Here is a 23,236-nt window from a genome sequence, read left to right on the forward strand (position 1 = left end):
GCCCTGGCGCGCCAGGGCGGGACGGCTTCCAGCGCCTTCTAGCCGGGCCAGCACTGCCCGGCTACGCGGCGTTCTGCCCCGCACCCGGTCACCAGTTGGGGTATAACGAGCTCAAGGCACTGGAGGTGCAGGCATTGATCCTGGCGGTGTGTGGCCAGGGCAGCCGCGGCCCGGACTTTGAAGAAGCCTGGCAAATCGAGCGCCTGGCCAGCGCGATTCGTCGTGCAGCGACAGAACAGCGCTGGGTCGCGCTTGCCGATATCTGACTTCCTGAGAGCACGTGCGAACGGGTAGAATGCTTGCCGTTCCGGCTGGCGTTCCAGCCCCTTCCCGCGCTCTCTCTAAAAGCCCCCGTGCCATGCCTTTCGAACTCAGCGTTGACCTGACCACCCTTGCAATCCTTGCTGTCGTTGCATTCATCGCGGGCTTTATCGACGCCATTGCCGGGGGCGGCGGGCTGCTTACCACCCCTGCCCTGATGACTGCAGGCCTGCCACCGCATCTGGTGCTCGGCACCAACAAGCTCAGCTCGACCTTCGGTTCGGCGACTGCCAGCTACACCTTTTACCGCCGCAAGCTATTCCACCCGCGACAGTGGTTGCACGCGATCGCCGGCACGGCGGCAGGCGCTGCCATAGGGGCAGTCATCGCTCATTACCTGCCTGCCGAATGGCTGAATCAGATGCTCCCGGTGATTGTGTTTGGCTGCGGGCTCTATCTGCTGTTTGGTGGTACGCCCAAGGCGCCGCTGGACATCGATGCGCCGATGAAAAAGAAATGGCAGTTGCCACAAGGGCTGGGGCTGGGCTTTTACGACGGTGTCGCAGGCCCTGGCACTGGCGCTTTCTGGACGGTCAGCACCTTGCTGCTTTATCCGGTAGACCTGGTCAAGGCCAGCGGTGTTGCTCGCAGCATGAACTTCGTCAGCAACGCCGTGGCGCTTTCGGTGTTCATGTTTTCCGGTCAGGTGGATTACATCATCGGTCTGAGCATGGGCCTTGCCGTGATGGCGGGCGCCTACTTTGGCGCCGGGACGGCGATCAAGGGCGGTGCCAAGTTCATCCGCCCGGTGTTCATCACCGTAGTGCTGGGCCTGACCGTACGCTTAGCCTGGCAACACTGGTTCGGGGGCGCCTGAGCACTGGGCCAGATACGCTTCGATCAGATAACGGGCAATTGACCGGCTGGCCGGAAGCGGTGGCAGGTCATTGACGTGAAACCAGCGTGCGTCTTCGATTTCCTCAACCTGGGGAACGATCTCTCCGCTTTCATATTCAGCATGAAAACCGAGCATCATCGAGTGCGGGAATGGCCAGCACTGGCTGCCCATGTATTTCAGGTTCCGGATACGCACCCCGACCTCTTCCATCACTTCGCGGTGCACACAGTCTTCAGCCGACTCGCCTGGCTCTACAAACCCCGCCAAGGCGCTGTACATACCTGTGACAAAACGCGGCGAGCGGGCCAGAAGCACTTCGTCGCCCCGGGTGACCAGCACGATCATGCTCGGGGAGATACGCGGATACAGGCGCAGGTTGTCGTGCTCGCAGAACATTGCCCTCTCGCCGGGAATCTGCACTGTCGGGCGACCGCACGCCCCGCAAAAGCGGTGCTCCCTGGCCCAGGTGCTCACCTGCGCGGCATATCCGAGCATCTGGAAAACCGCGAAATCACCCTCAAGCATGAACTGACGCAAGCCTTGCCAGGAGCATCCCTCCACTGAAGCAGGGCCTTCCAGTACCAGCAGGTAAACAGGCTCGCCGTCGAGATGACCGATGCCGTGTTCGCTCTGCACCGGCAAACCCAGCGCTTTAAACCATTCTCTAGGAAACATGACCCCATTGGCGTCCAGCAAAAAACCCTGCTCCCCCTGAACCACGGCCAGACCGCCACTGGCTTTGATATCCAGGACTGCAGTTGTCCAACGCTCCGGGCGTGTCATGAAAAACTCCTCTGTTCAAACTCAGGCACTGTTGTGCATCAATTATCGAAAACCGGCTTCTGCTTGCTCATCTGCGCGACCATTGCCAGCTTCAGGTCAGGCGATTGCAGCATGGCTGCGTTCCAGATGGCAACGTGCGCAAGCCCGTCCTCTACGCTGTGATCACGCATGTAGCTGATCATTTCCTTGGTGCCTTCGACGGCAATCGGGGACTTCTCTGCTATTTCCCGTGCCACCGCAAAAACACCCTCCAGCAGACCGGCAAGATCATCGAAGGTGCGATTTACCAAGCCGATTCTCTGAGCTTCATCAGCCCCCACAGTACGCCCGGTGTAAGCAAGCTCACGCAACATGCCGTCACCGATGATCCTCGGCAGACGCTGCAGGGTGCCTACGTCAGCGGCCATGCCCATGTCGATTTCGCGAATTGCAAATTGCGCATCGGCAGCGGCATAGCGGATGTCACAGGCTGAGATCAGGTCGATGGCTCCTCCAAGGCAATAGCCCTGAATGGCAGCAAGAACGGGTTTACGGCATTTGTCTACCGCCGTGAACGATGCCTGCATGTCGCGAATCGTGCGCCTGAGCAAGCGAGCGTTACGGCCCGCATCCTTGCCCAACTGACTGGCCACCGAGGCCAGCAAGGCCAGGTCGATACCCGAAGAAAAATGCTTGCCTGCGCCACTCAGCACCACGACACGCACTTCGTCAGTGCGCTCGACCCAGTCGAATATCTGAATTATTTCACTCCAGAACGGCTCGTTCATGGCATTGAGCTTTTCGGCCCGATTGATTTGCACATGGGCAATGCGCTCTGTCAGTTCGACCCGGAAGGCATGGTAATCGGACACGATTCGATCCTCGGAGATTTTTATTGTTCAGGCTCAGGACTATAGCAACAGCAGCCGATGAACTGTAACCGCATCGGATTGGCTGACTGGTCACCTCGTTTGAATGCGTCCTATGCTGGCAGCTGGCTTCAATCAGGCTGAACGCTGGGAACTTGCAGTGGTCCAGAGTTAAGTACTATCAAAACCTATACAGGTTACTAGAGGGCGATACTTGAATACGTCAAAAGCGGCAACCGGGATTGAAGGTCTGGATGACATCCTCGCGGGGGGTCTTTCACGCAGTCATGTTTTCCTTCTTGAAGGAGAACCCGGAACCGGCAAGACAACAATAGCGCTGCAGTTTTTGCAGGCAGGCGCTGCGGCAGGCGAGATTTCGCTATACATCACCCTGTCCGAGACCGAAAAAGAGCTTCGCTCGGGAGCCGCCTCTCACGGCTGGGAGCTTGACGAGCAGATCAATATCTTTGAACTGACGCCGCCCGAAAGCCTGATCGATGCCGATCATCAGCAAAGCCTGCTCTACTCTTCCGATCTGGAGCTGGGTGAAGCCACTCGCCACATATTTGAAGTGGTAGAGCGAGTCAAACCTTCCCGTGTGGTAATTGACAGCCTGTCGGAAATCCGCCTCCTGGCGCAAAGTTCGCTGCGCTACAGAAGGCAAATTCTGTCAATCAAGCATTACTTCACGCGCTACAACGCCACGGTGCTGTTGCTGGACGACCTGACCACCGAAGCGCTCGACAAAACCGTCCACAGCGTTGCCCACGGTGTCATCCGTCTTGAGTGCGTGACGCCCGTGTATGGCGCGGAGCGCAGACGCCTGAAGATAGTCAAATATCGCGGTCAGAAATACCGGGGCGGCTACCACGATTTCACTATCGCCGAAGACGGCATTCATGTGTTTCCACGCCTGGTCGCGGCCGAACACCGCTCTACCTATGCGCGGACTCAAGTGAGCAGTGGCATCGCAGAGCTGGATAAATTACTCGGCGGTGGCATAGAAAGCGGCTCGAGCACGTTGATTCTCGGCCCTTCAGGCACCGGTAAATCGCTTATTTCACTGGTCTTCGCAGTTCAGGCCGTGGCGCGCGGTGAGCGAGTCGGGCTTTTCATATTCGATGAAGAACTGGGCTTGCTGTTCGAGCGCATGCTCAAGCTCGGGATCGACCTGCGTGCGCTGCAGGACACCGGTAATCTGGTCATAGAACAGGTTGACGCCGCAGAGCTGTCTCCTGGCGAATTCGCGCATCGAGTGCGAAGTGCGGTGGACAGTAAACATATCAAGACCGTGATCATCGACAGCATCAACGGTTATCAAGCGGCAATGCCGGAAGAAAGCGCCCTTGTTCTGCATATGCACGAGCTGTTGCTGTATCTCAACCGCTTGGGGGCATCGACCTTCATGACGGTTGCGCAGCATGGGCTGGTAGGCGATATGCGCTCGCCGGTGGACATCACTTACCTTGCCGACAGCGTCATCCTTCTGCGCTACTTCGAAGCGATGGGCCAAGTGCGACGAGCCATTTCCGTCATCAAAAAGCGTACTGGTACTCACGAGTCGACCATTCGCGAATACCGTATCGGCTCCACCGGTTTGACGATCGGCGAGCCGCTTGAAGCTTTCCAGGGTGTATTGCGCGGTATTCCGACTTATCACGGCGGGCATGAACCTTTGTTGGCGGATAAAGGGCTGTGAATACCCCGGGGCAGGTATCGGAGCGTTCGATCATCCTGGCGCCGAGGGGCCGGGACGGTCAGATCGCGCTGCGAATTCTGGGTGAAGCCGGCTTTCCCGCTTTCGTCGTCAATGACCTTGAGCATCTGGTCCGCGAACTGGCTGCAGGTGCCGGTGTTGTGATCATTGCCGACGAAGCCCTGCGTGCGGGTGACCTCAACCCGTTTCTGGAGCTGTTGAGCATTCAGCCCGCCTGGTCTGACCTGCCTATCGTGCTACTGACCCATCATGCCCAGGTGGATCATGTTCCGCCCGCGCGCATGGGCAATCTTTTAGGCAACGTGACCTTTCTGGAGCGCCCCTTCCACCCGACAACGCTGGTAAGCCTGGTGACGACCGCCGTGCGCGGCCGCAGGCGCCAATACGAAGCCCGGGCTCGCATGGAAGACCTTCATGAAAGTGAGGGTCGCCTGCAAAACGCACTAAAAGCCGGCAGACTGGGGTCCTGGCAGCTCGAAGCACAAGGTCTCAGGCTTACCTGCTCGGCAATCACCAAATCCCACTACGGCCGTGACGAACAGAGTGATTTCAGCTACGACGACTGGCTCGCCGCTGTCTACTTCGAAGATCAACCCAGAATGCAATCGGCGCTCCAGCGCAGCTTGGACACTGGCGTCGATTTCATCATCGAATACCGCAATGTATGGCCTGACGGCTCACTGAGCTGGGTGGACGTGCGAGCCCGCGCGATTCGCGGCAAGAACGGTCTGGTGGCGTCGATGGCTGGGGTGACATCGGACATTACCGAACGCAAACAGGCTGATTCGCAGCTGCGCCGCCTTAACGAGACGCTCGAACAACAGGTCGAAGAGCGCACTTCGCAGTTGCGCCACAAAGAAGAGATTCTGCGCCAGTCGCAGAAAATGGAAGCTGTCGGCCAGCTGACTGGCGGGATTGCCCACGATTTCAATAACATGCTGACCGGTATCATCGGCAGCCTGGAGCTGATCAGAAGACGTGTCGCACGTGGACGCATCGAAGACCTGGACAGCCTGATTGATCTGGGCGTGACTTCGGCGAACCGTGCTGCAGCGCTCACCCACCGCTTGCTGGCGTTTTCGCGCCGCCAGTCGCTGGATTCCAAGCCGGTCGAGATGAACCAGCTGGTGGATTCCATGGACGAGCTGCTGCAGCGCAGCGTCAATGAAAGCATCCATTTGCAGTTACGTCTGGCCAATGATCTGTGGACCGCCGAAGCAGATCCAAACCAGCTGGAAAACGCCTTGCTCAACCTGGTGCTCAATGCCCGCGATGCCATGCCTGACGGCGGCACGCTGGTGGTCGAAACCTTCAATCAGCAATTGGACAAATCCTTCACCAACGCCCACGAAAACCTGCTGCCGGGCGACTATGTGGTACTGAGTGTCAGCGACAACGGCTGCGGCATGCCTGAGACAGTCATCAACCGCGCGTTCGATCCGTTCTTCACCACCAAACCCATTGGCCAAGGCACGGGCCTCGGTCTGTCGATGATCTACGGCTTCAGCAAACAGTCACATGGGCACGTCTCGATCAGCAGCGAAGTTGGTCACGGCACGACCGTGCAGCTGTTTCTGCCTCGCTTCCAGGGCGCCGCCGATGAAACAGAACAGAGCTTTCAGAGCAATGCAATCTGCGCCGAAGATGGCGAAACGGTGCTTATCGTCGAGGACGACCCCGCCGTACGGGCGCTGGTCAGCGAAGTGCTCAGTGAACTGGGTTACCTCTACATAGAGGCCGGCGAGGCAATGAGCGCAGTGCCGATACTCGAATCAAGCCAACGAATCGATCTGCTGATCAGTGACGTAGGCCTGCCTGGCATGAACGGTCGGCAATTGGCGGATATTGCCAGGCAACTGCGACCAGAGCTCAAAGTCTTGTTCATTACCGGGTATGCGGAACATGCTGCGGTGCGCGGAGGCTTCCTGGAGACTGGCATGCAACTGATTACCAAACCCTTCGCCTTCGACCACCTGACCTCGAAAGTCCGTGAAATGATCGAGGCCAGAGAGGTGGTAAGGCTTTAGGCGTTCATCCATCCGACTGAACGCTGCATGGTCAGGCCAGCAGGGCCTGAATCTGCGATTGCAGGGTTTCCATGGTGAACGGTTTGGCCAGGATCGGCGCTTTCAGCGCAATGGCGCTTCCGGAATCCAGAATTTCTGCCGGGTAGCCACTGATGAAAATGACCTTCAGCTCAGGCCGCAGCATCACGGCAGGCTCGGCTATCTGCACTCCCGAAACGCCACCCGGCAAGCGATAATCCGTAATCATCAGGTCGAGATGTGGCTTGGTAGCCAAAATCTCGAAGGCCTGCTCACCATTCTCGGCCTGCAGGACACGATACCCCTCACCCGCCAGATAATCGGCCAGCAACATCAGGATAAGAGGTTCGTCTTCGACGATTAGTACGACGTTTTCTGCATCAGCGCTCATTGAACTGCCTTCGATCTTATAGATAGCTGCCATTACGACCACGGCATGCATAGGAGGTTGCGCCGACCTGCGATTAAACTTGATTGCCAGTGGCTATCATCCTCGGCAGCGTCTCATAAAGGGAGACAGATACGGAAGGTCGAGCCCTTGCCCTCCTCGCTTTCCACTTCGATACGACCGCCATGAGCTATCACGATCTGTTCGGAAATAAACAGCCCAAGACCTAGCCCGGCAACCGCATGACCACTCGAAACCCTCTCGAATTGCTGGAAGATACGCTTCTGGTTTTCAGCCGTGATGCCGATCCCCTGGTCCCTGACCTCTATGAATGCCTCACTGCCACGGCTGCCGACATGAACTTCGATGGGCTTGCGCGCGCCGTAACGCAGGGCATTGGTCAATAGATTGGCAACCACCTGCTCGATGCGAAACTCGTCCCAGACCCCAATAACCGGCTCATCGGCAAACAGCGTGATGGACGAGCCGACAGAGGCAATCTGAGCGGCGAAGCTTTCCAGCAACTGATTCAGCAGCTCGCTCAGGTCAAATGCGCTGGGCCTTATGGAAAGTTTCCCGGTACGGATGCGCGAGACGTCGAGCATGTCTTCTATCAGGCGGATAAGACTTTGAATCTGTCGTTCGTCGCGATCCACCATCCCGCGCAGTTTTTCCATGGTGAAGGCCGCTTCGTTATCCTTGGCCAGATGCAGCTTGCGCAGCTGGGTTTCGAGAATCAGCCCGTTGAGCGGCGTACGTACCTCGTGGGAGACGATCGACATGAAGTCGTCACGCATACGGATGGCATGTTCCAGTTCGCCCTGTGTCGCTTGCAGACGCTTGAGCAGCGCTTCCTGCTCCTGTCGGCTGCGCTCGAGTTCTTCGACCTGCAGCTTTACGGCTTTGCGCTGCCGGTACAAATCAACGAATACGTTGACCTTGCTCTTGACCGCATGAATATCCAGTGGCTTGTGCAGAAAGTCCACGGCACCGCTCTCATACCCCTTGAAGGCATAATTCAGCTCACGACCGGCCGCACTGACAAACACGATTGGAATGTTTTTAGTCTTTTCGGTGCTGCGCATCATTTCGGCCAGCTCGAATCCGTTCATGCCAGGCATCTGAACATCCAGGATCGCCAGAGCAAACTCGTGTTGCAGCAGCAGTGACAACGCTTCATCTGCCGACAACGCCTTGTACACCTCTCTGTCCCCACGCTTTATCAGCGCTTCAAGGGCAAGCAGGTTTTCCGGCAAATCGTCGACGATGAGCAGTTTTGCCTGAATTTCACTTAACATGCGGTTTTTTCCAGCTCGACCAGCAAGCGACCGATATCGGTCAGGGAGAGAAGATAATCCGGCTGATGCAACGCCAAGGCTGCTTCGGGCATGGTAGATGCCTGAGCCTGCAAAGGATCCTGAATCACCGTGAAACCACCATAGTTCTTGATCTGCATCAAACCTCGCGCACCGTCGCTGTTGGCGCCTGTCAGCAAGATACCCGCCAGCTTCGAGTCATAGGCATCAGCTGCCGAACTGAACAGAATGTCGATACTGGGCCTTGAATAAAACACCCGATCCTCCTGGCTCAATGACAGAGAGCGATCGGACTCTACTGAGAGGTGATACCCCGAAGGCGCGAAATACAGCGTGCCCGGTACGATATTCTCTTTGTCATCAGCTTCCTTGACCGGGATCGACAGACGATTCTGAAAGACTTCGGCCAACTGGCTGCGACGGTCATCAGGCACATGCAGTACCGTCAGAATCGGCAGGCTGAAACCCGGCCGCAGCCCACTGAATATTTTCAGCAGCGCTTCCACACCACCTGCAGACGCACCCACAACAATGGCATCGACAATCGGCAGATCGCCAGGAGACGAAACTTCAGCAAACGTGGCTTTCATAATTTTCGGTAAATGCGCTCCGGTTTTACCAACGTCTCGAATGCGTCTCCATAGGCGGAGAAATCCACGGTTTCCTTACTGCCAAGCGCCAGAAAGCCGCGATGACACAACGATTCATGAAATAACCCAAGCGCTCGATCCTGCAACTTTTTATTGAAGTAAATCAGCACGTTACGGCAGGATATGAACTGGGTTTCGGAGAATACACTATCTGTCGCCAGACTGTGATCGGCAAACGTCACGTTCTCGCACAGGGTTTTATCAAATATCACATGATCGTAAGCCGACGTGTAGTAATCGGCGAACTGACGTTGCCCACCTGAGCGGCGATAGTTCTCGGTGTAATCGCGCAGGTTGTCCATGGAGAAAATACCCTGCTTGGCCTTTTCCAGAGAAGTCGGGTTGATGTCGGTCGCATAGATAATAGTCCGGTCCAGCAACCCTTCCTCGCGCAACAGAATAGCCGTCGAATAGACTTCTTCGCCGGTGCTGCAACCGGCTATCCATACTTTGATCGACGGATAAGTGCGCAAGACAGGTACAACTTCTTTGCGAATGGCCAGAAAGTGCAACGGATCACGAAACATCTCGCTCACAGGAATAGTGAGTATCTGCAACAACTGCATGAACGCGGCGGGTTCGTGCAGCACACGTTCCTGCAGGGCGGAAATAGTTGCGCAATCAAAGTGGCGCAACGCATGAATCACGCGACGCTTGACCGACGCGCCTGAATAATCGCGAAAATCATAGCTGTATTTAAGGTAGATCGCCTCGATCAGCAGGCGCACCTCGATCTCCGCGTTTCGGTCAAGTTGCATGATGCCGCCCACAGCGGTCGTCAAGGCTGAGCATTTGGCGTGCACTCACTCAGATGCGCTCCATCTTCGGCAACCAGACGCGAATCAGCGAGAATAGCCGATCCAGATCAATAGGTTTGGCCAGGTAGTCATTGGAACCCGCCTGCAGGCAACGTTCCTGGTCATCTTTCATGGCTTTTGCCGTAACAGCGATGATCGGCAGTTTGCGCCAGCGCGGGTCCTTGCGAATCTCGATGGTTGCTTCGTAACCGTCCATTTCCGGCATCATCACGTCCATCAGCACCAGATCAATGTCCTCGACTTCATTAAGGCGAGCAATCGCTTCCAGGCCATTACGAGCGATTTCCACCACAGCACCCTTGTGCTCCAGGGCACTGGTCAGGGCAAAGATGTTTCGCACGTCGTCATCGACCACCAGGATCTTGCGCGCCTCGAATACCTTGTCACGACTGCGTGCTGTCTTGAGCATTTTCTGACGTTCACTGGACAGTTGCGACTCGACCTTGTGCAGGAACAGCGTGACCTCGTCGAGCAGCCGCTCCGGTGAGCGTGCGCCCTTGATGATGATCGAGCGCGAGTACTTCATCAGCTCGGCTTCTTCATCACGCGTCATGTTGCGCCCGGTGTAGACGATCACCGGGGGGAAGGAACGAATGTCTTCGGTGGACATGCGCTTGAGCAATTCATTGCCAAGCATGTCAGGCAATTTCAAGTCGATGATCATGCAGTCATAAACATGCTCACGCAGCAGATCCAGGGCCTCCTGAGCGAACCCTACAGCAGTGATTTCAATGTCATCGTCACCGATCAGACGCGCAATGCTGTCGCGCTGCAACGCGTCGTCCTCGACCAGCAGGATGCGTTTGACCTTCTGGGTCAGCTTGGCCTCAAGCTTGGCAAAGACGTCCTTGAGCTCTTCACGGGTCGTCGGTTTGACGGCATAGCCTATCGCGCCCATGTGCAAAGCGGCCTCTTGGCGGTCCTCGACGGATATCACATGCACCGGAATATGACGCGTCGGCGCCAGTTCCTTGAGGCGTTGCAGCACCGTCAACCCGGAATGGTCTGGCAGGCGCATGTCCAGCAGGATCGCATCGGGCGTATACCGTGCGGCCAGGTTGAAACCGTCGTCCGCAGCATGCGCAACCAGGCAGTCGTAACCGAGCTCGTGGGCCAGATCGAAGAGGATCTGCGCGAAACGTACTTCATCTTCGATAACCAGTATGCAGCGACGCTCGAATGGCGCTTTGTCACGGTCATCGTCAAACACAGCCACGGGTATCTCCACCGGCACAGGCTGCGCAACGACAGGCGCAGCAATCACCGGCAGAGGCGGCACGGAAGTCGAGGCAGCAATGACAGGATCGCTTCCCGACGGCTGAGGGCCTTGTTCGAGGTATTGCTCCGGCAGCACCAGCGTAAAGATGCTGCCCTGCCCAGGCGCGCTGGTCACGCTGATCGACCCACCCAAGAGCGCTGCCAGATCGCGGGAAATCGACAAGCCCAGCCCGGTGCCGCCGTAGCGGCGGTTGGTGGTGCCGTCGGCCTGGCGGAATGCTTCGAAAATCCCCTGCTGATGCTCCTCGGCGATCCCGATACCGGAATCTCGCACAGAGAACACGATCCCTGCGCCCGGCTGGCGCGAAACGACCATGCTGACGGCGCCGGCCTCGGTGAATTTGATGGCATTGGACAGCAGGTTCTTGAGGATCTGCTCGAGGCGCTGGCGATCAGTAAACAACATGGTCGGCGCACCCGCCTGGATGTCGACGGTAAACGCCAGTTTCTTCTCCGTCGCCAACGGCTGAAACATGTTGCGCAGCCCTTCCACCAGGCGCGACACACTGCTGTTTTCCGGACGCACTTCAAGCTTGCCGGCTTCAACCTTGGATATGTCCAGAATATCGTTGATCAGGTTCAGCAGATCGTTACCCGCCGAATAGATCGATTCGGCAAACTTGACCTGTTCTGCAGTCAGATTCTCGCTCGGGTTCTCGGCCAGCAATTTGGCAAGAATCAGCGAACTGTTGAGCGGCGTGCGCAGCTCGTGGGACATGTTGGCAAGGAACTCGGACTTGTACTTGCTGGAACGCTGCAACTCGTCAGCCCTGGCCTGCAACTCGGCCTGGGCGATATTCAGCTCTTCATTATTGCGGTCTAGGGCGTCACGCTGATCGGACAGCGCCTGGCTCTGCTCGGCCAGTTGTTCGTTGGTCTGCTCCAGTTCGGCCTGCTGGGTTTCCAGGTGAGCCTGGGACTCTTTGAGAATGCGTGATTGCTCTTCAAGCTCTTCGTTGGCGGTGCGCAGTTCTTCTTGCTGCACTTGCAGCTCTTCATTGAGCTGCTGGGTTTCAGCCAGTACTTCCTGCAGGCGCTGACGGTAGCGAGCGGCTTCGATCGAAGTGCCGATGTTGTCCGACACCAATTCGAGAAATTCGACATCCCGTTCGGTAAGAGGGCGCAGGAAACCCAGTTCTATAACGCCATTGACCTGATCGTCATTGCTGGTCGGTATAACCGCTACGGCACGCGGCGAACCTTCGCCCAAGCCAGAGGCGACCTTGAAATAATCGTCCGGTAATTCATTCAGCGTGATGATCCGGCCCTGTCGGGCGGCTTGCCCAACGATCCCTTCGTCGCTGTGGATGGTCTGGTTGCGCTCTTCCTGCTCACGCGAAAAACCATACGCAGCCACCCGGGTCAGGCCTCCGTGATCCTGCCTGATGTATACCGCAGCAACCGAAGCGCCCAGAAAATGGGTCAGAAACTGCAGAATATTCCGGCCCAGCATGTTCAGCGTCAGTTGCCCCAGCACTTGCTCGGCCAGCTCGCTTTGGCCGTTGCGCAACCAGGCAACTTTCTGCAAGCGCTCGGAATTGAGTTCCTGCAGCCTGAGGTTTTCGCTGTAGGTGGTCGAAAGCGACAGCAAGTCACGGCGGCCTATATAGGCGAGAATCGCACTGACAATGACCACGAAGATCAGGTACAGAACCACTGAAAGAATGGTACTGCGCGTGACCTCGGCATTGCGGGTCAGGCGAAGCTGCTGTTCCATCTCCACTGCCTGGTCGTACTCGGTACGGATCTGGTCAGTAATTCGCTTGCCACGTCCGGCCAGCACCGGCGTCTGGTAATCGCCGTTGGTGCGCCGCAGATCGATCATGTCCTGCGCAAAAGCGTTCCATTCCTGCTGCAGGGTAGACAGACGCCGGAACCGGTCGAGTTGCGTGGGGTTGTCCTCTACCAGCGTCATCAGGCTGTCCAGCTCGGCCTGCAACAATGGCTTGGCCACCTCATAAGGATCGAGAAAATGCTGATCCCCGGTCAGCAGGAAGCCGCGCATGCCGGTTTCCATGTCTATCGACAGTTTCATGGAGCGATTGGTGTTGTTGATCACACGGTCCGTGTGTTCGACCCACTGTATGGCCGAGAGCAGATAACTGATCAGCAAAATGAAGAAGACAGCGCTCAGTACGCCAACACCCAATGGCAAACCAACGTTACGTCCCAGCAATTTACGAAAGCGCTGCTCATCAACGGCTGACGTCCTATTCATGAAATATCCCTGGCAAATGGATCAAAACCATAGAGTTTGCCGTAAAGCGGCAAAAAACACTCTTATTTCTGACACACAGGATTGAAATTTCTCTCATAAATCGGCGATAAGCTTGCGCACGCCTTGCACGTCTGACAATTGCACCGTGGATCAATGCCTTGAGCTCGAGTTTGCGTATGAATTGAACTTCACTCATTGTTTATTTACTGATGCATAGACTGTATTGCCAGCGGACAGACCGTGCTCAGGTATGCTGAGCCCCAAAGCAGGATACAGGTCACTCCTGCAACGTCTGTTCTGCCATTTTTTCAGCTTTCTTTATTAAGGAGTCAACCATGCCGGACACAGGCAGCACCATTCTCGTTGTCGAGGACGACGCCATTGTGCGCATGCTGATTGTCGATGTGCTCGAAGAGCTGAATTACAAGGTGCTGGAGGCAGAAAATGCCGAATCCGCCCTGGCCATTGCCACCTTGGAAAATAATCACATCGACCTGCTGATGACAGACCAAGGGCTGCCTGACATGAAAGGCACAGTGCTGGCGAAAAAGATCGTCGAACTGCGCCCCGCGTTGCCCGTTTTGTTTGCCAGCGGCTATTCCGAGAATATCGACGTCCCGCCGGGCATGCACTCGATTGGCAAGCCATTCTCCATCGATCAGTTGCGTGACAAGGTAAAAAGCATTCTTGTCTGATATCAACGTTATTACTCATCGTGACGACGCAAACGGCGTAACCCGCTTATTGATCATCGGCTACGTCTGGCCAGAGCCCCGCTCGTCGGCAGCCAGCGGGCACATGATGCAATTGATCCAGTGTTTTCTCGAACAGGGCTGGCAGATCACCTTTGCCAGCCCGGCCACTGAAGGCGAACACCGCGCCGATCTGGTCAGCCTGGGCATTCGTGAAGTTCACATAGAACTCAACAGCAGCAGCTTTGATGTCTTTGTCGGCGAATTACAGCCAAACATTGTGCTGTTTGACCAGTTCATGATCGAGGAACAGTTTGGCTGGCGCGTCGAGCAGCAATGCCCGGACGCCCTGCGCATTCTTGAAACTTCGGACTTTCAGAGCCTGCGCCACGCCAGGCATCAGATGATCAAGGATGCACCCGACAATCTGCGCGATGTATTTGAACACTCGCACAGCAGGCTTTTCCCGCTGATTGCTGCGACTGACCTGGCGCAGCGCGAGGTCGCCTCGCTGTTCCGCTGCGACTTGAACCTGATGACATCAGATGTCGAGATTGAGCTGCTGACCAGCGAGTTCGGAGTGCCCGCTTCGCTGCTGCACTGGTGCCCACTGATGATCGATGGCGTACCGGACGGCTTCAGGCCCTTCGCCGAGCGCGCGCACTTTCTCAGTATCGGCAACTTTCGGCATGCGCCTAACTGGGACGCCGTACTTTGGATGAAAACGGCGATCTGGCCGTTGATCCGACAACAATTGCCAGACGCGCAATTGCACATCTACGGCGCCTATACCCCACCCAAGGCAGCTGCCCTGCACAAGGCCGCGCAAGGTTTTCATGTGAAGCACTGGGCGGAGGATGCGCTCGACGTCATGTCCAATGCGCGCGTCTGCCTGGCGCCGTTGCGCTTTGGTGCCGGGATAAAGGGCAAGCTGATGGACGCCATGCTGTGCGGAACGCCATCAGTCACCACCCCGATTGGCGCCGAAGCCATGAGCGGAGGCTTGCCCTGGCCGGGACTGATTGCCGACAGCCCCGAAAGCATTGCGGCGGCTGCCGTCAGGCTTTATCAGGATCAGGAGCTCTGGCTTGAAGCACAAGACGCTGGTCGAACGCTGCTGCAGACGCGGTTTCAGCACCGGCCACATTGCGACAGCCTGGTAGCGCGCATCCTCGCCATGCTCGACCGCCTGCCAGCCCACCGCCTGGCAAACTTCACGGGCAGCATGCTTCGGCATCACCACCACAAGAGCACCAAATACATGGCGCAGTGGATCGAGGCCAAGAATCGGGTCAAGGACGAAAGCCCGACTCAGGCGCTGCCCGAAACGCCGGCCAGCGAAGGCCAGACTGGTTAAAAAGGTCGTTAACAGCTGAAGTGAGGCCTGGCCTGTTTTGCGCGGCGTTACTGAACGCCGCCCTTTACATATAGCCTGGTGTGGTATTTCTGAAACACCACACTAGGCCGGCTTGCGCAACAGATACGTGTCCATGATCCACCCCTTGCGCCCGCGCGCTTCGGCGCGTAGCCGCTGGATCTGCTCGCAGACCTCATCGAGCCTGCCCGCCACCAGTATCTCGTCATCCGTGCCCAGGTACGCGCCCCAGTAAATATCCAGGCCCTGCCCGATGTAGCGTTCGAAGGTGCAATGCGCGTCCAGCATCACCACGACGTTGGCAGGTTGCGTCAGCGGGTCTGTGGCCAGGCGGCGCCCCGTGGTGATGTGAATCGGCTCGCCAATGCGATTGAGCGGTATCCGGTGTCTTGCCACCAGGCTCTGGACACTGGTTATACCGGGAATCACCTGATAATCGAACACAACGCGGCCCCGCGTCAGGACTCGGTCAAGGATACGCATGGTGCTGTCGTACAGGGACGGATCGCCCCAGACCAGAAACGCGCCGACCTGATCGTCACCCAGTTCATCGCCCAGCAATCGCTCGAACAGCGCAGCGCGTTGCTCATGCCACTGGTCCACTCCCCGCTCGTAGACCTGCGGATCGTTCTCGCGTCGAGGGTCCTGAACCTGAACCAACCGATAGCGCTGGTGGGTGATATAGCGTTGGCACAGCGCCTTTCGCAGCCGCAGCAGCTCATCGTCGGCATAGCCCTTGTCGAGAATGAAGATAACCTCGGCACGATTCAGCGCTGTAACCGCCTGCAGGGTGATCTGCTCGGGATCTCCGGCACCCATGCCGATTAGCAGGATCTGTTTCATCGAACGACGGCTCCAGTGTGACAAGTCATGTCAGAGGTGTGATCGTAGGCGATTTTTGGCAACGATCGGGCATGGAAGCAAAAAATCAGGCACATTACGGCTCTGGCAATTGCTGAACACGACCCGGCCATGAGTAAAACAACAAGAATCGCAGACCCCTCCTACGAATTGATGGACGACCACAACGGCCTGTCGATCATTTATCGCGAACACGGTTTCCCGTGCCCGCTGGTACGCTGGCACTTTCACAAGGAGTATGAGCTGCACTTGATTGTTGCCAGCTCCGGCAAAGTCTTCGTCGGCGATTACATCGGCAACTTCAACCCCGCGAGCCTGTTTCTGACCGGCCCCAACCTTCCGCACAACTGGATCAGCCAGATCGACGAGGGGCAGGTAGTGCCCAAACGCGACATGCTGGTCAACTTCACCGACGAACTCCTGGAAAGCGGCAACCAGGTATTTGCCGAGCTCAAGACCCTCAACCCGCTGCTGGATCGGGCACGCTACGGCATCGAATTTCGCTGCAAGCGCACAATTCGCCAAGCCATGAAGCAGATGCAGAAAATCGCCGACTCACGCGGTGTTACCCGCCTGGGGCACTTTTTCATACTGCTGGAGCTGCTTGCAGCCAGTGACGATTACCAACTGCTGTCAGGAACGGCCGTCGCCCATACCGCCGACGAACACAGCGTCGATCGCACCAACCGCGCAGTGGATTATATCTTTGCGCATTATGGCCGAGAACTGCCGCTGGAAGAGGTCGCCGAATACCTGGGGATGAAACCCACTTATTTTTCCAGAGTATTCAAACAGGCCACAGGGCGCAGTTTTGTAGAGTTCGTCAATCGCCTGCGTATCAGCAAGTCCTGCGAGTTGCTCGCCGATGGCGAAAAACCGGTCACTGATGTGTGCTTCGAGTCAGGCTTCAATAACATTTCCAACTTCAACAGACGCTTTCAACAGCTCAAAGGAATGACGCCGTCGCACTATCGCCGTCTCGCCGTTCAGCGCCTCACCGAACAAAACCTGTACTGATTCGCCCTGCTTTCGCTCACGTCGTCTAGGCTCCGATTGCGCCAACGCTTGCCGGAGGGCGGTTGAGGATTGAAGCCGTTGATCAGCTCAGTGCAAAAAAGTATCAGTCAGAGTGCTGCGCAGGATTTGTCTTTAAACCTGAACGCCGTTGTAATCAGTCGACATCTTCCTCACCTCCGGAAGAGAAAAAAACAATAACCGTCCTTCTGCCGCTCACCGAGCGTGGAAGAGGAGTGATCAATGAAGACCCCAGCAAAACTTCTGCTCGCCAGTTCCGTCCTCAGCACCTGCTTTGTGTTCAGCGGCGGCGCCACGGCCGGTGACGTGACCATCGCTACCGTCAACAACAGCGACATGATCCGCATGCAACGCCTGTCCGGCGAATTCGAAAAAGCCCATCCGGATATCAAGCTCAAGTGGGTGGTACTTGAAGAAAACGTGCTGCGTCAGCGTCTGACCACAGACATCGCCACCAAAGGCGGCCAGTTCGATGTATTGACCATCGGTATGTACGAAGCCTCACTCTGGGGGCAGAAAGGCTGGCTGCAGGAAATGAAAGACCTGCCTGCCAGCTATGCGCTGGACGATGTCTTCCCGTCAGTGCGCGACGGCCTGTCAGTGGACGGCAAACTGTTCGCACTGCCGTTCTACGCCGAAGCGTCGATCACCTACTACCGCAAGGACCTGTTCAAAGCCGCAGGCCTGACCATGCCTGAGCGCCCGACCTGGACCCAGATTGCCGAGTTTGCCGGCAAGCTGACCGACAAATCCAAGGAGCAGTATGGCCTCTGCCTGCGTGGCAAGGCTGGCTGGGGCGAGAACATGGCGCTGATCACTACTCTGGGCAACGCTTACGGCGCGCGCTGGTTTGATGAGCAGTGGAAACCGCAGTTCGACCAACCGGAATGGAAGGACGCTCTGAACTTCTACGTCAACATCATGAAACAATCTGGCCCGCCGGGCGCCTCGAGCAACGGCTTCAACGAAAACCTCGCGCTGTTCAACAGCGGCAAATGCGCAATCTGGGTCGATGCCAGCGTTGCCGGTTCGTTCGTGACCGACAAGAAGCAAAGCAAGGTAGCCGACGACGTTGGCTTCACCTATGCACCTCACGAAGTCACCGACAAGGGCTCGGCATGGCTGTACTCGTGGTCGCTGGCGATCCCGACCAGCGCCAAAAATACCGATGACGCGAAGACATTCACTCAGTGGGCAACGTCGAAAGAGTACGCCAAGCTGGTTGCCGACACCGACGGCGTGTCCAATGTACCGCCAGGCACCCGAGCCTCGACCTACACTGACGAATACAAAAAAGCCGCGCCGTTTGCCAACATCACCCTGGAATCGTTGAAAGCAGCTGACCCCAAGTCACCGACGCTCAAACCTGTGCCTTACGTCGGCATCCAGTTGGTGACCATTCCTGAGTTCCAGGCAATCGGCACCAGTGTCGGCCAGCAATTCTCTGCCGCGCTGATCGGTCAGTCGACAGTGGACCAGGCGTTGAAAAATGCGCAGACCGCCACCGAGCGGGACATGAAACGAGCCGGTTACCCGAAGAAGTAATCGCCTTGCCTCAGGGTGAACGCCAACGCGTTCACCCTGATGCTCAACTGCGCAACCCCTCTGGTGCAATCCGGTTCGGAGCTCCCAATGACTACCTCAGCCTCCCCTGAACGCACGGACGTGTCCGGCGCTCAGCCCCCGATCAAAAACCGTCGATTCAAACCGGGCTGGTTTCTGGTCAGCCCTTCGGTAGCGCTACTGCTGGTATGGATGATTGTGCCGCTGGGCATGACCATCTACTTCTCGCTGATCCGTTACAACCTTTTATCACCCGGCGAAAATGAATTCGTCGGGCTGGAAAACTTTCAATATTTTGTGACTGACAGCGGCTTCCTCCCGGGTGCAGGCAATACCCTGCTGCTGGTCGGCAGCGTGCTGGCGATCAGTGTGATCCTCGGCGTGCTGATCTCGGCCCTGCTCGAAGCCAGCGAGTTTTTTGGCAGAGGTATCGTCCGCGTACTGCTTATCTCGCCTTTCTTTATCATGCCGACAGTCAGTGCGCTGATCTGGAAAAACCTGATTTTCCACCCGGTTTCCGGGGTACTTGCGGCCGTGTGGAAGTTCTTCGGCGCGCAACCTATTGACTGGTTCGCCCACTACCCGATGCTGTCGATCATCATCATTGTGTCCTGGCAGTGGCTGCCGTTCGCGATCCTCATCCTGATGACTGCCATGCAGTCGCTGGACCAGGAGCAAAAAGAAGCAGCGCGTCTGGACGGTGCCGGCCCGCTTGCGATCTTCTGGCACCTGACCCTGCCGCATCTGGCTCGTCCGATTGCGGTGGTGGTGATGATCGAAACGATTTTCCTGCTCTCGGTGTTCGCCGAAATCTTCACTACCACCAACGGCGGGCCGGGCTTTGCCTCGACCAACCTGGCGTACCTGATCTATATCCAGGCACTGCTGCAATTCGACGTCGGCATGGCCTCGGCGGGCGGTTTGATTGCCGTCGTCATTGCCAACATAGCGGCGATCATCCTGATCCGGATGATCGGCAAAAACCTCACCGACAAGTCATGAGGACCTTGCCATGATGACTCTCAAACAGTCCCGCCGCCTGCAAAGCCTGTTGCTTGGAATCCTGTCCTGGCTCATCGCCGCGCTGGTGTTCTTTCCGATCTTCTGGATGGTTCTGACCAGTTTCAAGACCGAGATCGACGCCTTCGCGACGCCGCCGCAGCTGTTTTTTACCCCGACCCTGGAAAACTACCTGCACATTCAGGAGCGCAGCGATTATTTCCACTTCGCCTGGAACTCGGTACTGATCTCGTTCAGTGCCACTGCCCTGGCGATGCTGATCGCCATCCCGGCAGCCTACTCGATGGCTTTTTTCGAGACCAAACGCACCAAAAGCACCCTGCTGTGGATGCTCTCGACCAAGATGCTGCCGCCTGTGGGCGTGCTGATGCCGATCTACCTGCTGGCCAAGACCTTCGGCCTGCTGGACTCCCGCCTGGCGCTGATCATTATCTACACGCTGATCAACCTGCCGATTGTGGTCTGGATGATCTACACCTATTTCAAGGACATACCCGGCGAAATTCTCGAAGCCTCAAGGCTGGACGGCGCCAGCACCCGCCAGGAAATCTTTCGCGTGCTGATGCCGATCTGCAAGGGCGGTCTGGCATCCACCGCGCTGCTTTCACTGATCCTGTGCTGGAACGAGGCGTTCTGGTCGCTGAACCTCACCTCGTCTGCCGCTGCGCCGCTTACCGCACTGATCGCCTCCTACTCCAGTCCTGAAGGGCTGTTCTGGGCCAAGCTTTCGGCGGTGTCGACCCTGGCGTGTGCTCCCATCCTGATTTTCGGCTGGATCAGTCAAAAACAACTGGTTCGCGGCCTGTCGTTCGGCGCTGTCAAATAGCCCCGACCCAAAGAATAAAAAGGAGTCCAAAATGGCTAACCTGAGCATCCGAAACCTGCAAAAAGGCTTTGACGGTCACCAGATCATCAAGGGTATCGATCTGGACGTGAAGGACCGCGAATTCGTCGTCTTCGTCGGGCCGTCGGGCTGTGGCAAATCCACCCTGCTGCGGCTCATCGCCGGGCTTGAAGAGGTCACCTCCGGCACCATCGAACTCGATGGCCGCGATATCACCCAGGTCACCCCGGCCAAGCGCGACCTGGCGATGGTGTTCCAGACCTACGCGCTGTACCCGCACATGACCGTCGGCAAGAACCTGTCGTTCGCGCTGGACCTTGCCGGCGGCGACAAGGCCGAGATCAAGAAGAAGGTCGATGAGGCCGCACGCATTCTCGAGCTTGGCCCATTACTGGAGCGCAAACCCAAGCAACTGTCAGGCGGACAACGTCAGCGCGTCGCCATCGGGCGGGCCATCGTGCGCAACCCGAAGATCTTCCTGTTCGACGAGCCACTGTCCAACCTCGACGCCGCGCTGCGTGTACAGACCCGCCTCGAATTGTCGCGCCTGCACAAGGAATTGCAGGCCACGATGATCTACGTCACGCACGATCAGGTCGAAGCCATGACACTGGCAGACAAAGTGGTGGTGCTCAATGGCGGCAAGGTCGAGCAGGTCGGCTCGCCTCTGGAGCTGTATCACCACCCGGCGAACCAGTTCGTCGCCGGTTTTCTCGGCACGCCGAAGATGGGCTTCCTCAAAGGCAAGATCAGCCGTGTCGACAGCGCCAGCTGCGAGGTAGAACTCGACGCCGGCACCCGTATCAACCTGCCGGTCAATGCCACAGGCCAGAGCGTCGGCGCGCCAGTTACCCTGGGTATTCGTCCTGAACACCTGAACCTGGCCCAGAACGGCGATTGCCAGCTGCAGGTCATCGCCGATGTCAGCGAGCGTCTCGGCAGCGATACTTATTGCCACGTGCGCACCCATTCCGGCGAGCCGTTGACCCTGCGTATTCGCGGTGATCTGGCAAGCCAGTACGGCGAGACGCTGAACCTGCACCTGGACAGCGCCCATTGCCACCTGTTCGACGCTCAGGGCCTGGTCATTGCCAAGGCCCTGCAGACTGCCGCCGCCTGAGTTCCGGAGAGCCTTTCATGAAACTGAACAAGAACAATCTGTCGCGACTCGATGCAGACATCGCCCTGCCTGACTATGCCGTGGAGAACACCCGTCAAGGGATCGCCCACATCGGCGTCGGCGGTTTTCATCGGGCGCATCAGGCGTTTTATACCGATGCCCTGATGAACAGCGGCGAAGGTTTGGACTGGGGTATCTGTGGCGTGGGCCTGCGCCCCGAAGACAAAGCCGTTCGGGACGCACTGGCGGAGCAGGACTACCTGTACACGCTCTATGAGCTGGGCGACACGCCGGACACCAAAACCCGCATCATTGCCTCGATCAGCGGCATGCTGCTGGCCGAAGACAGCCCGCAGGCGCTGATCGACAAGCTGACCAGCCCGGACATCCGCATCGTCTCGCTGACAATCACCGAAGGCGGTTATTGCATCGACGACAGCAACGGTCAGTTCATGGCCCACCTGCCGCAGATTCAGCATGATCTGGCGAACCCGGAGCAACCGGCGACTGTTTTCGGTTTTCTCTGTGCCGCGCTGGCACGCCGCCGCGCCGAAGGCACGCCGGCCTTCACCCTGATGTCCTGCGATAACCTGCCGCATAACGGCGCGGTGGCCCGCAAGGCACTGCTGGCCTTTGCCGCGTTGCGCGATGCCGATCTGCATGACTGGATCGCTGCAAACGTAAGTTTCCCCAACGCGATGGTTGATCGCATCACGCCCATGACCAGTGCGGCACACCGGCTGCAGCTGGCCGACGAGAAGCACATCGACGATGCCTGGCCCGTGGTCTGTGAACCGTTCGTGCAGTGGGTACTGGAAGACAAGTTCGTCAACGGTCGCCCGGCCTGGGAAAAAGTCGGCGTGCAGTTCACCGATGACGTGACGCCTTATGAGGAAATGAAGATCAAGCTGCTCAATGGCAGCCATCTCGCCCTGACCTATCTGGGCTTTCTGAAAGGCTATCGTTTCGTCCACGAAACCATGAACGACCCGCTGTTCGTCCGCTACATTCGCGCCTATATGGACCTGGACGTCACGCCACAGCTGGCCTCGGTGCCCGGCATCGATCTGGAAGGCTACAAAGACACGCTGATCGAGCGTTTTTCCAATCAGGCCATTGCCGACCAACTGGAGCGGGTCTGCTCGGACGGCTCGTCGAAATTCCCCAAATTCACCATCCCCACGATCAATCGCCTGATCGTCGACCAAGGCAACCTTGAACGTGCTTCGCTGGTGGTAGCTGCGTGGGCGCTGTATCTGAAGGGTGTTGACGAAAATGGGGCGGTTTACCGGATTCCCGATCCGCGCGCCGAGTTCTGTCAGGCGCTGGTCGCTGACGACGCCCTGATCACCCAGCGCTTGTTGAGCGTTGAAGAAATATTCGGTCTGGCCATTCCTCAATCGGCCGAATTCGTGGCGGCGTTCGAGCAAAACGTCAATAATCTGCGCGAACTGGGTGTCAGCGGCACTCTGGAAAAACTTCTCGCCAAAGGGCACTGAGGGACAC

Annotated in this window: 19 protein-coding genes and 1 pseudogene; 12 read left to right on the forward strand and 8 right to left on the reverse strand. The window is 57.4% G+C overall.

Annotated elements, in window-relative coordinates; translation table 11 throughout:
- Both ALO43_RS03865 and ALO43_RS03870 read left to right on the forward strand, forming a co-directional pair.
- Positions 1-266, forward strand: a pseudogene (locus tag ALO43_RS03865) (gfo/Idh/MocA family oxidoreductase); the annotation flags it as partial.
- Positions 267-358: 92 nt separating this feature from the next.
- Positions 359-1,138, forward strand: a complete 780-nt coding sequence (locus ALO43_RS03870) for a sulfite exporter TauE/SafE family protein (RefSeq protein ID WP_054997136.1) — start codon at positions 359-361, stop codon at positions 1,136-1,138.
- Here ALO43_RS03870 and nudC read toward each other — a convergent pair.
- Positions 1,106-1,942 carry an NAD(+) diphosphatase gene (gene nudC / locus ALO43_RS03875; protein ID WP_054989217.1) on the reverse strand — a complete coding sequence of 279 codons (837 nt, stop codon included), beginning with the start codon at positions 1,940-1,942 and terminating at the stop codon, positions 1,106-1,108. The two genes, ALO43_RS03870 and nudC, sit on opposite strands and share 33 nt — an antisense overlap.
- 38 nt (positions 1,943-1,980) lie before the next feature.
- Complete coding sequence (locus ALO43_RS03880; RefSeq protein ID WP_005892962.1) at positions 1,981-2,793, reverse strand: crotonase/enoyl-CoA hydratase family protein; 813 nt, start codon at positions 2,791-2,793, stop codon at positions 1,981-1,983.
- A 211-nt stretch (positions 2,794-3,004) separates the two neighbouring features.
- Here ALO43_RS03880 and ALO43_RS03885 point away from each other — a divergent pair, with 211 nt between their 5' ends.
- Positions 3,005-4,489 carry an ATPase domain-containing protein gene (locus tag ALO43_RS03885; protein WP_005892963.1) on the forward strand — a complete coding sequence of 495 codons (1,485 nt, stop codon included), beginning with the start codon at positions 3,005-3,007 and terminating at the stop codon, positions 4,487-4,489.
- Positions 4,486-6,534, forward strand: coding sequence for a hybrid sensor histidine kinase/response regulator (locus ALO43_RS03890; protein ID WP_054997137.1), 2,049 nt, complete (start codon positions 4,486-4,488; stop codon positions 6,532-6,534). Before ALO43_RS03885 ends, ALO43_RS03890 begins: the two co-directional genes overlap by 4 nt.
- 31 nt (positions 6,535-6,565) lie before the next feature.
- Here ALO43_RS03890 and ALO43_RS03895 read toward each other — a convergent pair whose 3' ends face one another.
- The 5 genes from ALO43_RS03895 to ALO43_RS03915 form a co-directional block, all read right to left on the reverse strand.
- On the reverse strand, positions 6,566-6,943 hold the full coding sequence (locus ALO43_RS03895; protein ID WP_054997156.1) for a response regulator: 378 nt from the start codon (positions 6,941-6,943) through the stop codon (positions 6,566-6,568).
- Positions 6,944-7,056: 113 nt separating this feature from the next.
- A complete protein-coding gene (locus ALO43_RS03900) occupies positions 7,057-8,238 on the reverse strand; it encodes a hybrid sensor histidine kinase/response regulator (RefSeq protein WP_024671469.1) in 1,182 nt (393 codons plus the stop codon).
- Positions 8,232-8,846, reverse strand: coding sequence for a chemotaxis protein CheB (locus ALO43_RS03905; RefSeq protein ID WP_024671468.1), 615 nt, complete (start codon positions 8,844-8,846; stop codon positions 8,232-8,234). Before ALO43_RS03905 ends, ALO43_RS03900 begins: the two co-directional genes overlap by 7 nt.
- Positions 8,843-9,664: a CheR family methyltransferase gene (locus ALO43_RS03910; RefSeq protein ID WP_005892974.1), complete on the reverse strand. Its 822-nt coding sequence runs from the start codon at positions 9,662-9,664 to the stop codon at positions 8,843-8,845. The genes ALO43_RS03905 and ALO43_RS03910 overlap by 4 nt, the downstream gene beginning before the upstream one ends.
- Positions 9,665-9,713: 49 nt before the next feature.
- Positions 9,714-13,220: a response regulator gene (locus ALO43_RS03915; protein WP_024671467.1), complete on the reverse strand. Its 3,507-nt coding sequence runs from the start codon at positions 13,218-13,220 to the stop codon at positions 9,714-9,716.
- A gap of 335 nt (positions 13,221-13,555) precedes the next feature.
- Here ALO43_RS03915 and ALO43_RS03920 point away from each other — a divergent pair, with 335 nt between their 5' ends.
- Both ALO43_RS03920 and ALO43_RS03925 read left to right on the forward strand, forming a co-directional pair.
- The gene (locus ALO43_RS03920) at positions 13,556-13,915 is read left to right on the forward strand and encodes a response regulator (protein ID WP_024690016.1); all 360 of its coding nucleotides are present in this window, start codon (positions 13,556-13,558) and stop codon (positions 13,913-13,915) included.
- Positions 13,908-15,269, forward strand: a complete 1,362-nt coding sequence (locus ALO43_RS03925) for a glycosyltransferase (RefSeq protein ID WP_054997138.1) — start codon at positions 13,908-13,910, stop codon at positions 15,267-15,269. The genes ALO43_RS03920 and ALO43_RS03925 overlap by 8 nt, the downstream gene beginning before the upstream one ends.
- A gap of 102 nt (positions 15,270-15,371) precedes the next feature.
- Here ALO43_RS03925 and cobF read toward each other — a convergent pair whose 3' ends face one another.
- Entirely contained in the window at positions 15,372-16,130 is a 759-nt protein-coding gene (cobF, locus tag ALO43_RS03930) for a precorrin-6A synthase (deacetylating) (protein WP_054997139.1), read from the reverse strand.
- Positions 16,131-16,259: 129 nt separating this feature from the next.
- Here cobF and ALO43_RS03935 point away from each other — a divergent pair, with 129 nt between their 5' ends.
- The 6 genes from ALO43_RS03935 to ALO43_RS03960 all read left to right on the forward strand — a co-directional run bounded on the left by ALO43_RS03935 (position 16,260) and on the right by ALO43_RS03960 (position 23,229).
- Positions 16,260-17,165: an AraC family transcriptional regulator gene (locus ALO43_RS03935; protein ID WP_024671464.1), complete on the forward strand. Its 906-nt coding sequence runs from the start codon at positions 16,260-16,262 to the stop codon at positions 17,163-17,165.
- A 354-nt stretch (positions 17,166-17,519) separates the two neighbouring features.
- On the forward strand, positions 17,520-18,728 hold the full coding sequence (locus tag ALO43_RS03940; protein WP_412778911.1) for an ABC transporter substrate-binding protein: 1,209 nt from the start codon (positions 17,520-17,522) through the stop codon (positions 18,726-18,728).
- Positions 18,729-18,815: 87 nt separating this feature from the next.
- The gene (locus tag ALO43_RS03945) at positions 18,816-19,748 is read left to right on the forward strand and encodes a carbohydrate ABC transporter permease (RefSeq protein WP_024671462.1); all 933 of its coding nucleotides are present in this window, start codon (positions 18,816-18,818) and stop codon (positions 19,746-19,748) included.
- Between the two features lie 10 nt (positions 19,749-19,758).
- On the forward strand, positions 19,759-20,592 hold the full coding sequence (locus ALO43_RS03950) for a carbohydrate ABC transporter permease (RefSeq protein ID WP_024671461.1): 834 nt from the start codon (positions 19,759-19,761) through the stop codon (positions 20,590-20,592).
- Between the two features lie 31 nt (positions 20,593-20,623).
- A complete protein-coding gene (locus ALO43_RS03955) occupies positions 20,624-21,730 on the forward strand; it encodes an ABC transporter ATP-binding protein (RefSeq protein ID WP_054997141.1) in 1,107 nt (368 codons plus the stop codon).
- A 17-nt stretch (positions 21,731-21,747) separates the two neighbouring features.
- Complete coding sequence (locus tag ALO43_RS03960; RefSeq protein WP_005892985.1) at positions 21,748-23,229, forward strand: mannitol dehydrogenase family protein; 1,482 nt, start codon at positions 21,748-21,750, stop codon at positions 23,227-23,229.
- Positions 23,230-23,236 lie beyond the last annotated feature (7 nt).

Source organism: Pseudomonas tremae, assembly GCF_001401155.1.
GTDB lineage: Bacteria > Pseudomonadota > Gammaproteobacteria > Pseudomonadales > Pseudomonadaceae > Aquipseudomonas > Aquipseudomonas tremae.

Excerpts from the sequence above, each read along its gene's own strand:
- ALO43_RS03940 (WP_412778911.1), top strand. The coding sequence starts at position 17,520 with ATGATCCGCATGCAACGCCTGTCCGGCGAATTCGAAAAAGCCCATCCG.
- ALO43_RS03915 (WP_024671467.1), bottom strand. The coding sequence starts at position 13,220 with ATGAATAGGACGTCAGCCGTTGATGAGCAGCGCTTTCGTAAATTGCTG.
- ALO43_RS03905 (WP_024671468.1), bottom strand. The coding sequence starts at position 8,846 with ATGAAAGCCACGTTTGCTGAAGTTTCGTCTCCTGGCGATCTGCCGATT.
- ALO43_RS03945 (WP_024671462.1), top strand. The coding sequence starts at position 18,816 with ATGACTACCTCAGCCTCCCCTGAACGCACGGACGTGTCCGGCGCTCAG.
- ALO43_RS03920 (WP_024690016.1), top strand. The coding sequence starts at position 13,556 with ATGCCGGACACAGGCAGCACCATTCTCGTTGTCGAGGACGACGCCATT.
- ALO43_RS03935 (WP_024671464.1), top strand. The coding sequence starts at position 16,260 with ATGAGTAAAACAACAAGAATCGCAGACCCCTCCTACGAATTGATGGAC.
- ALO43_RS03895 (WP_054997156.1), bottom strand. The coding sequence starts at position 6,943 with ATGAGCGCTGATGCAGAAAACGTCGTACTAATCGTCGAAGACGAACCT.
- ALO43_RS03960 (WP_005892985.1), top strand. The coding sequence starts at position 21,748 with ATGAAACTGAACAAGAACAATCTGTCGCGACTCGATGCAGACATCGCC.
- cobF (WP_054997139.1), bottom strand. The coding sequence starts at position 16,130 with ATGAAACAGATCCTGCTAATCGGCATGGGTGCCGGAGATCCCGAGCAG.
- nudC (WP_054989217.1), bottom strand. The coding sequence starts at position 1,942 with ATGACACGCCCGGAGCGTTGGACAACTGCAGTCCTGGATATCAAAGCC.
- ALO43_RS03955 (WP_054997141.1), top strand. The coding sequence starts at position 20,624 with ATGGCTAACCTGAGCATCCGAAACCTGCAAAAAGGCTTTGACGGTCAC.
- ALO43_RS03950 (WP_024671461.1), top strand. The coding sequence starts at position 19,759 with ATGATGACTCTCAAACAGTCCCGCCGCCTGCAAAGCCTGTTGCTTGGA.
- ALO43_RS03900 (WP_024671469.1), bottom strand. The coding sequence starts at position 8,238 with ATGTTAAGTGAAATTCAGGCAAAACTGCTCATCGTCGACGATTTGCCG.
- ALO43_RS03910 (WP_005892974.1), bottom strand. The coding sequence starts at position 9,664 with ATGCAACTTGACCGAAACGCGGAGATCGAGGTGCGCCTGCTGATCGAG.
- ALO43_RS03870 (WP_054997136.1), top strand. The coding sequence starts at position 359 with ATGCCTTTCGAACTCAGCGTTGACCTGACCACCCTTGCAATCCTTGCT.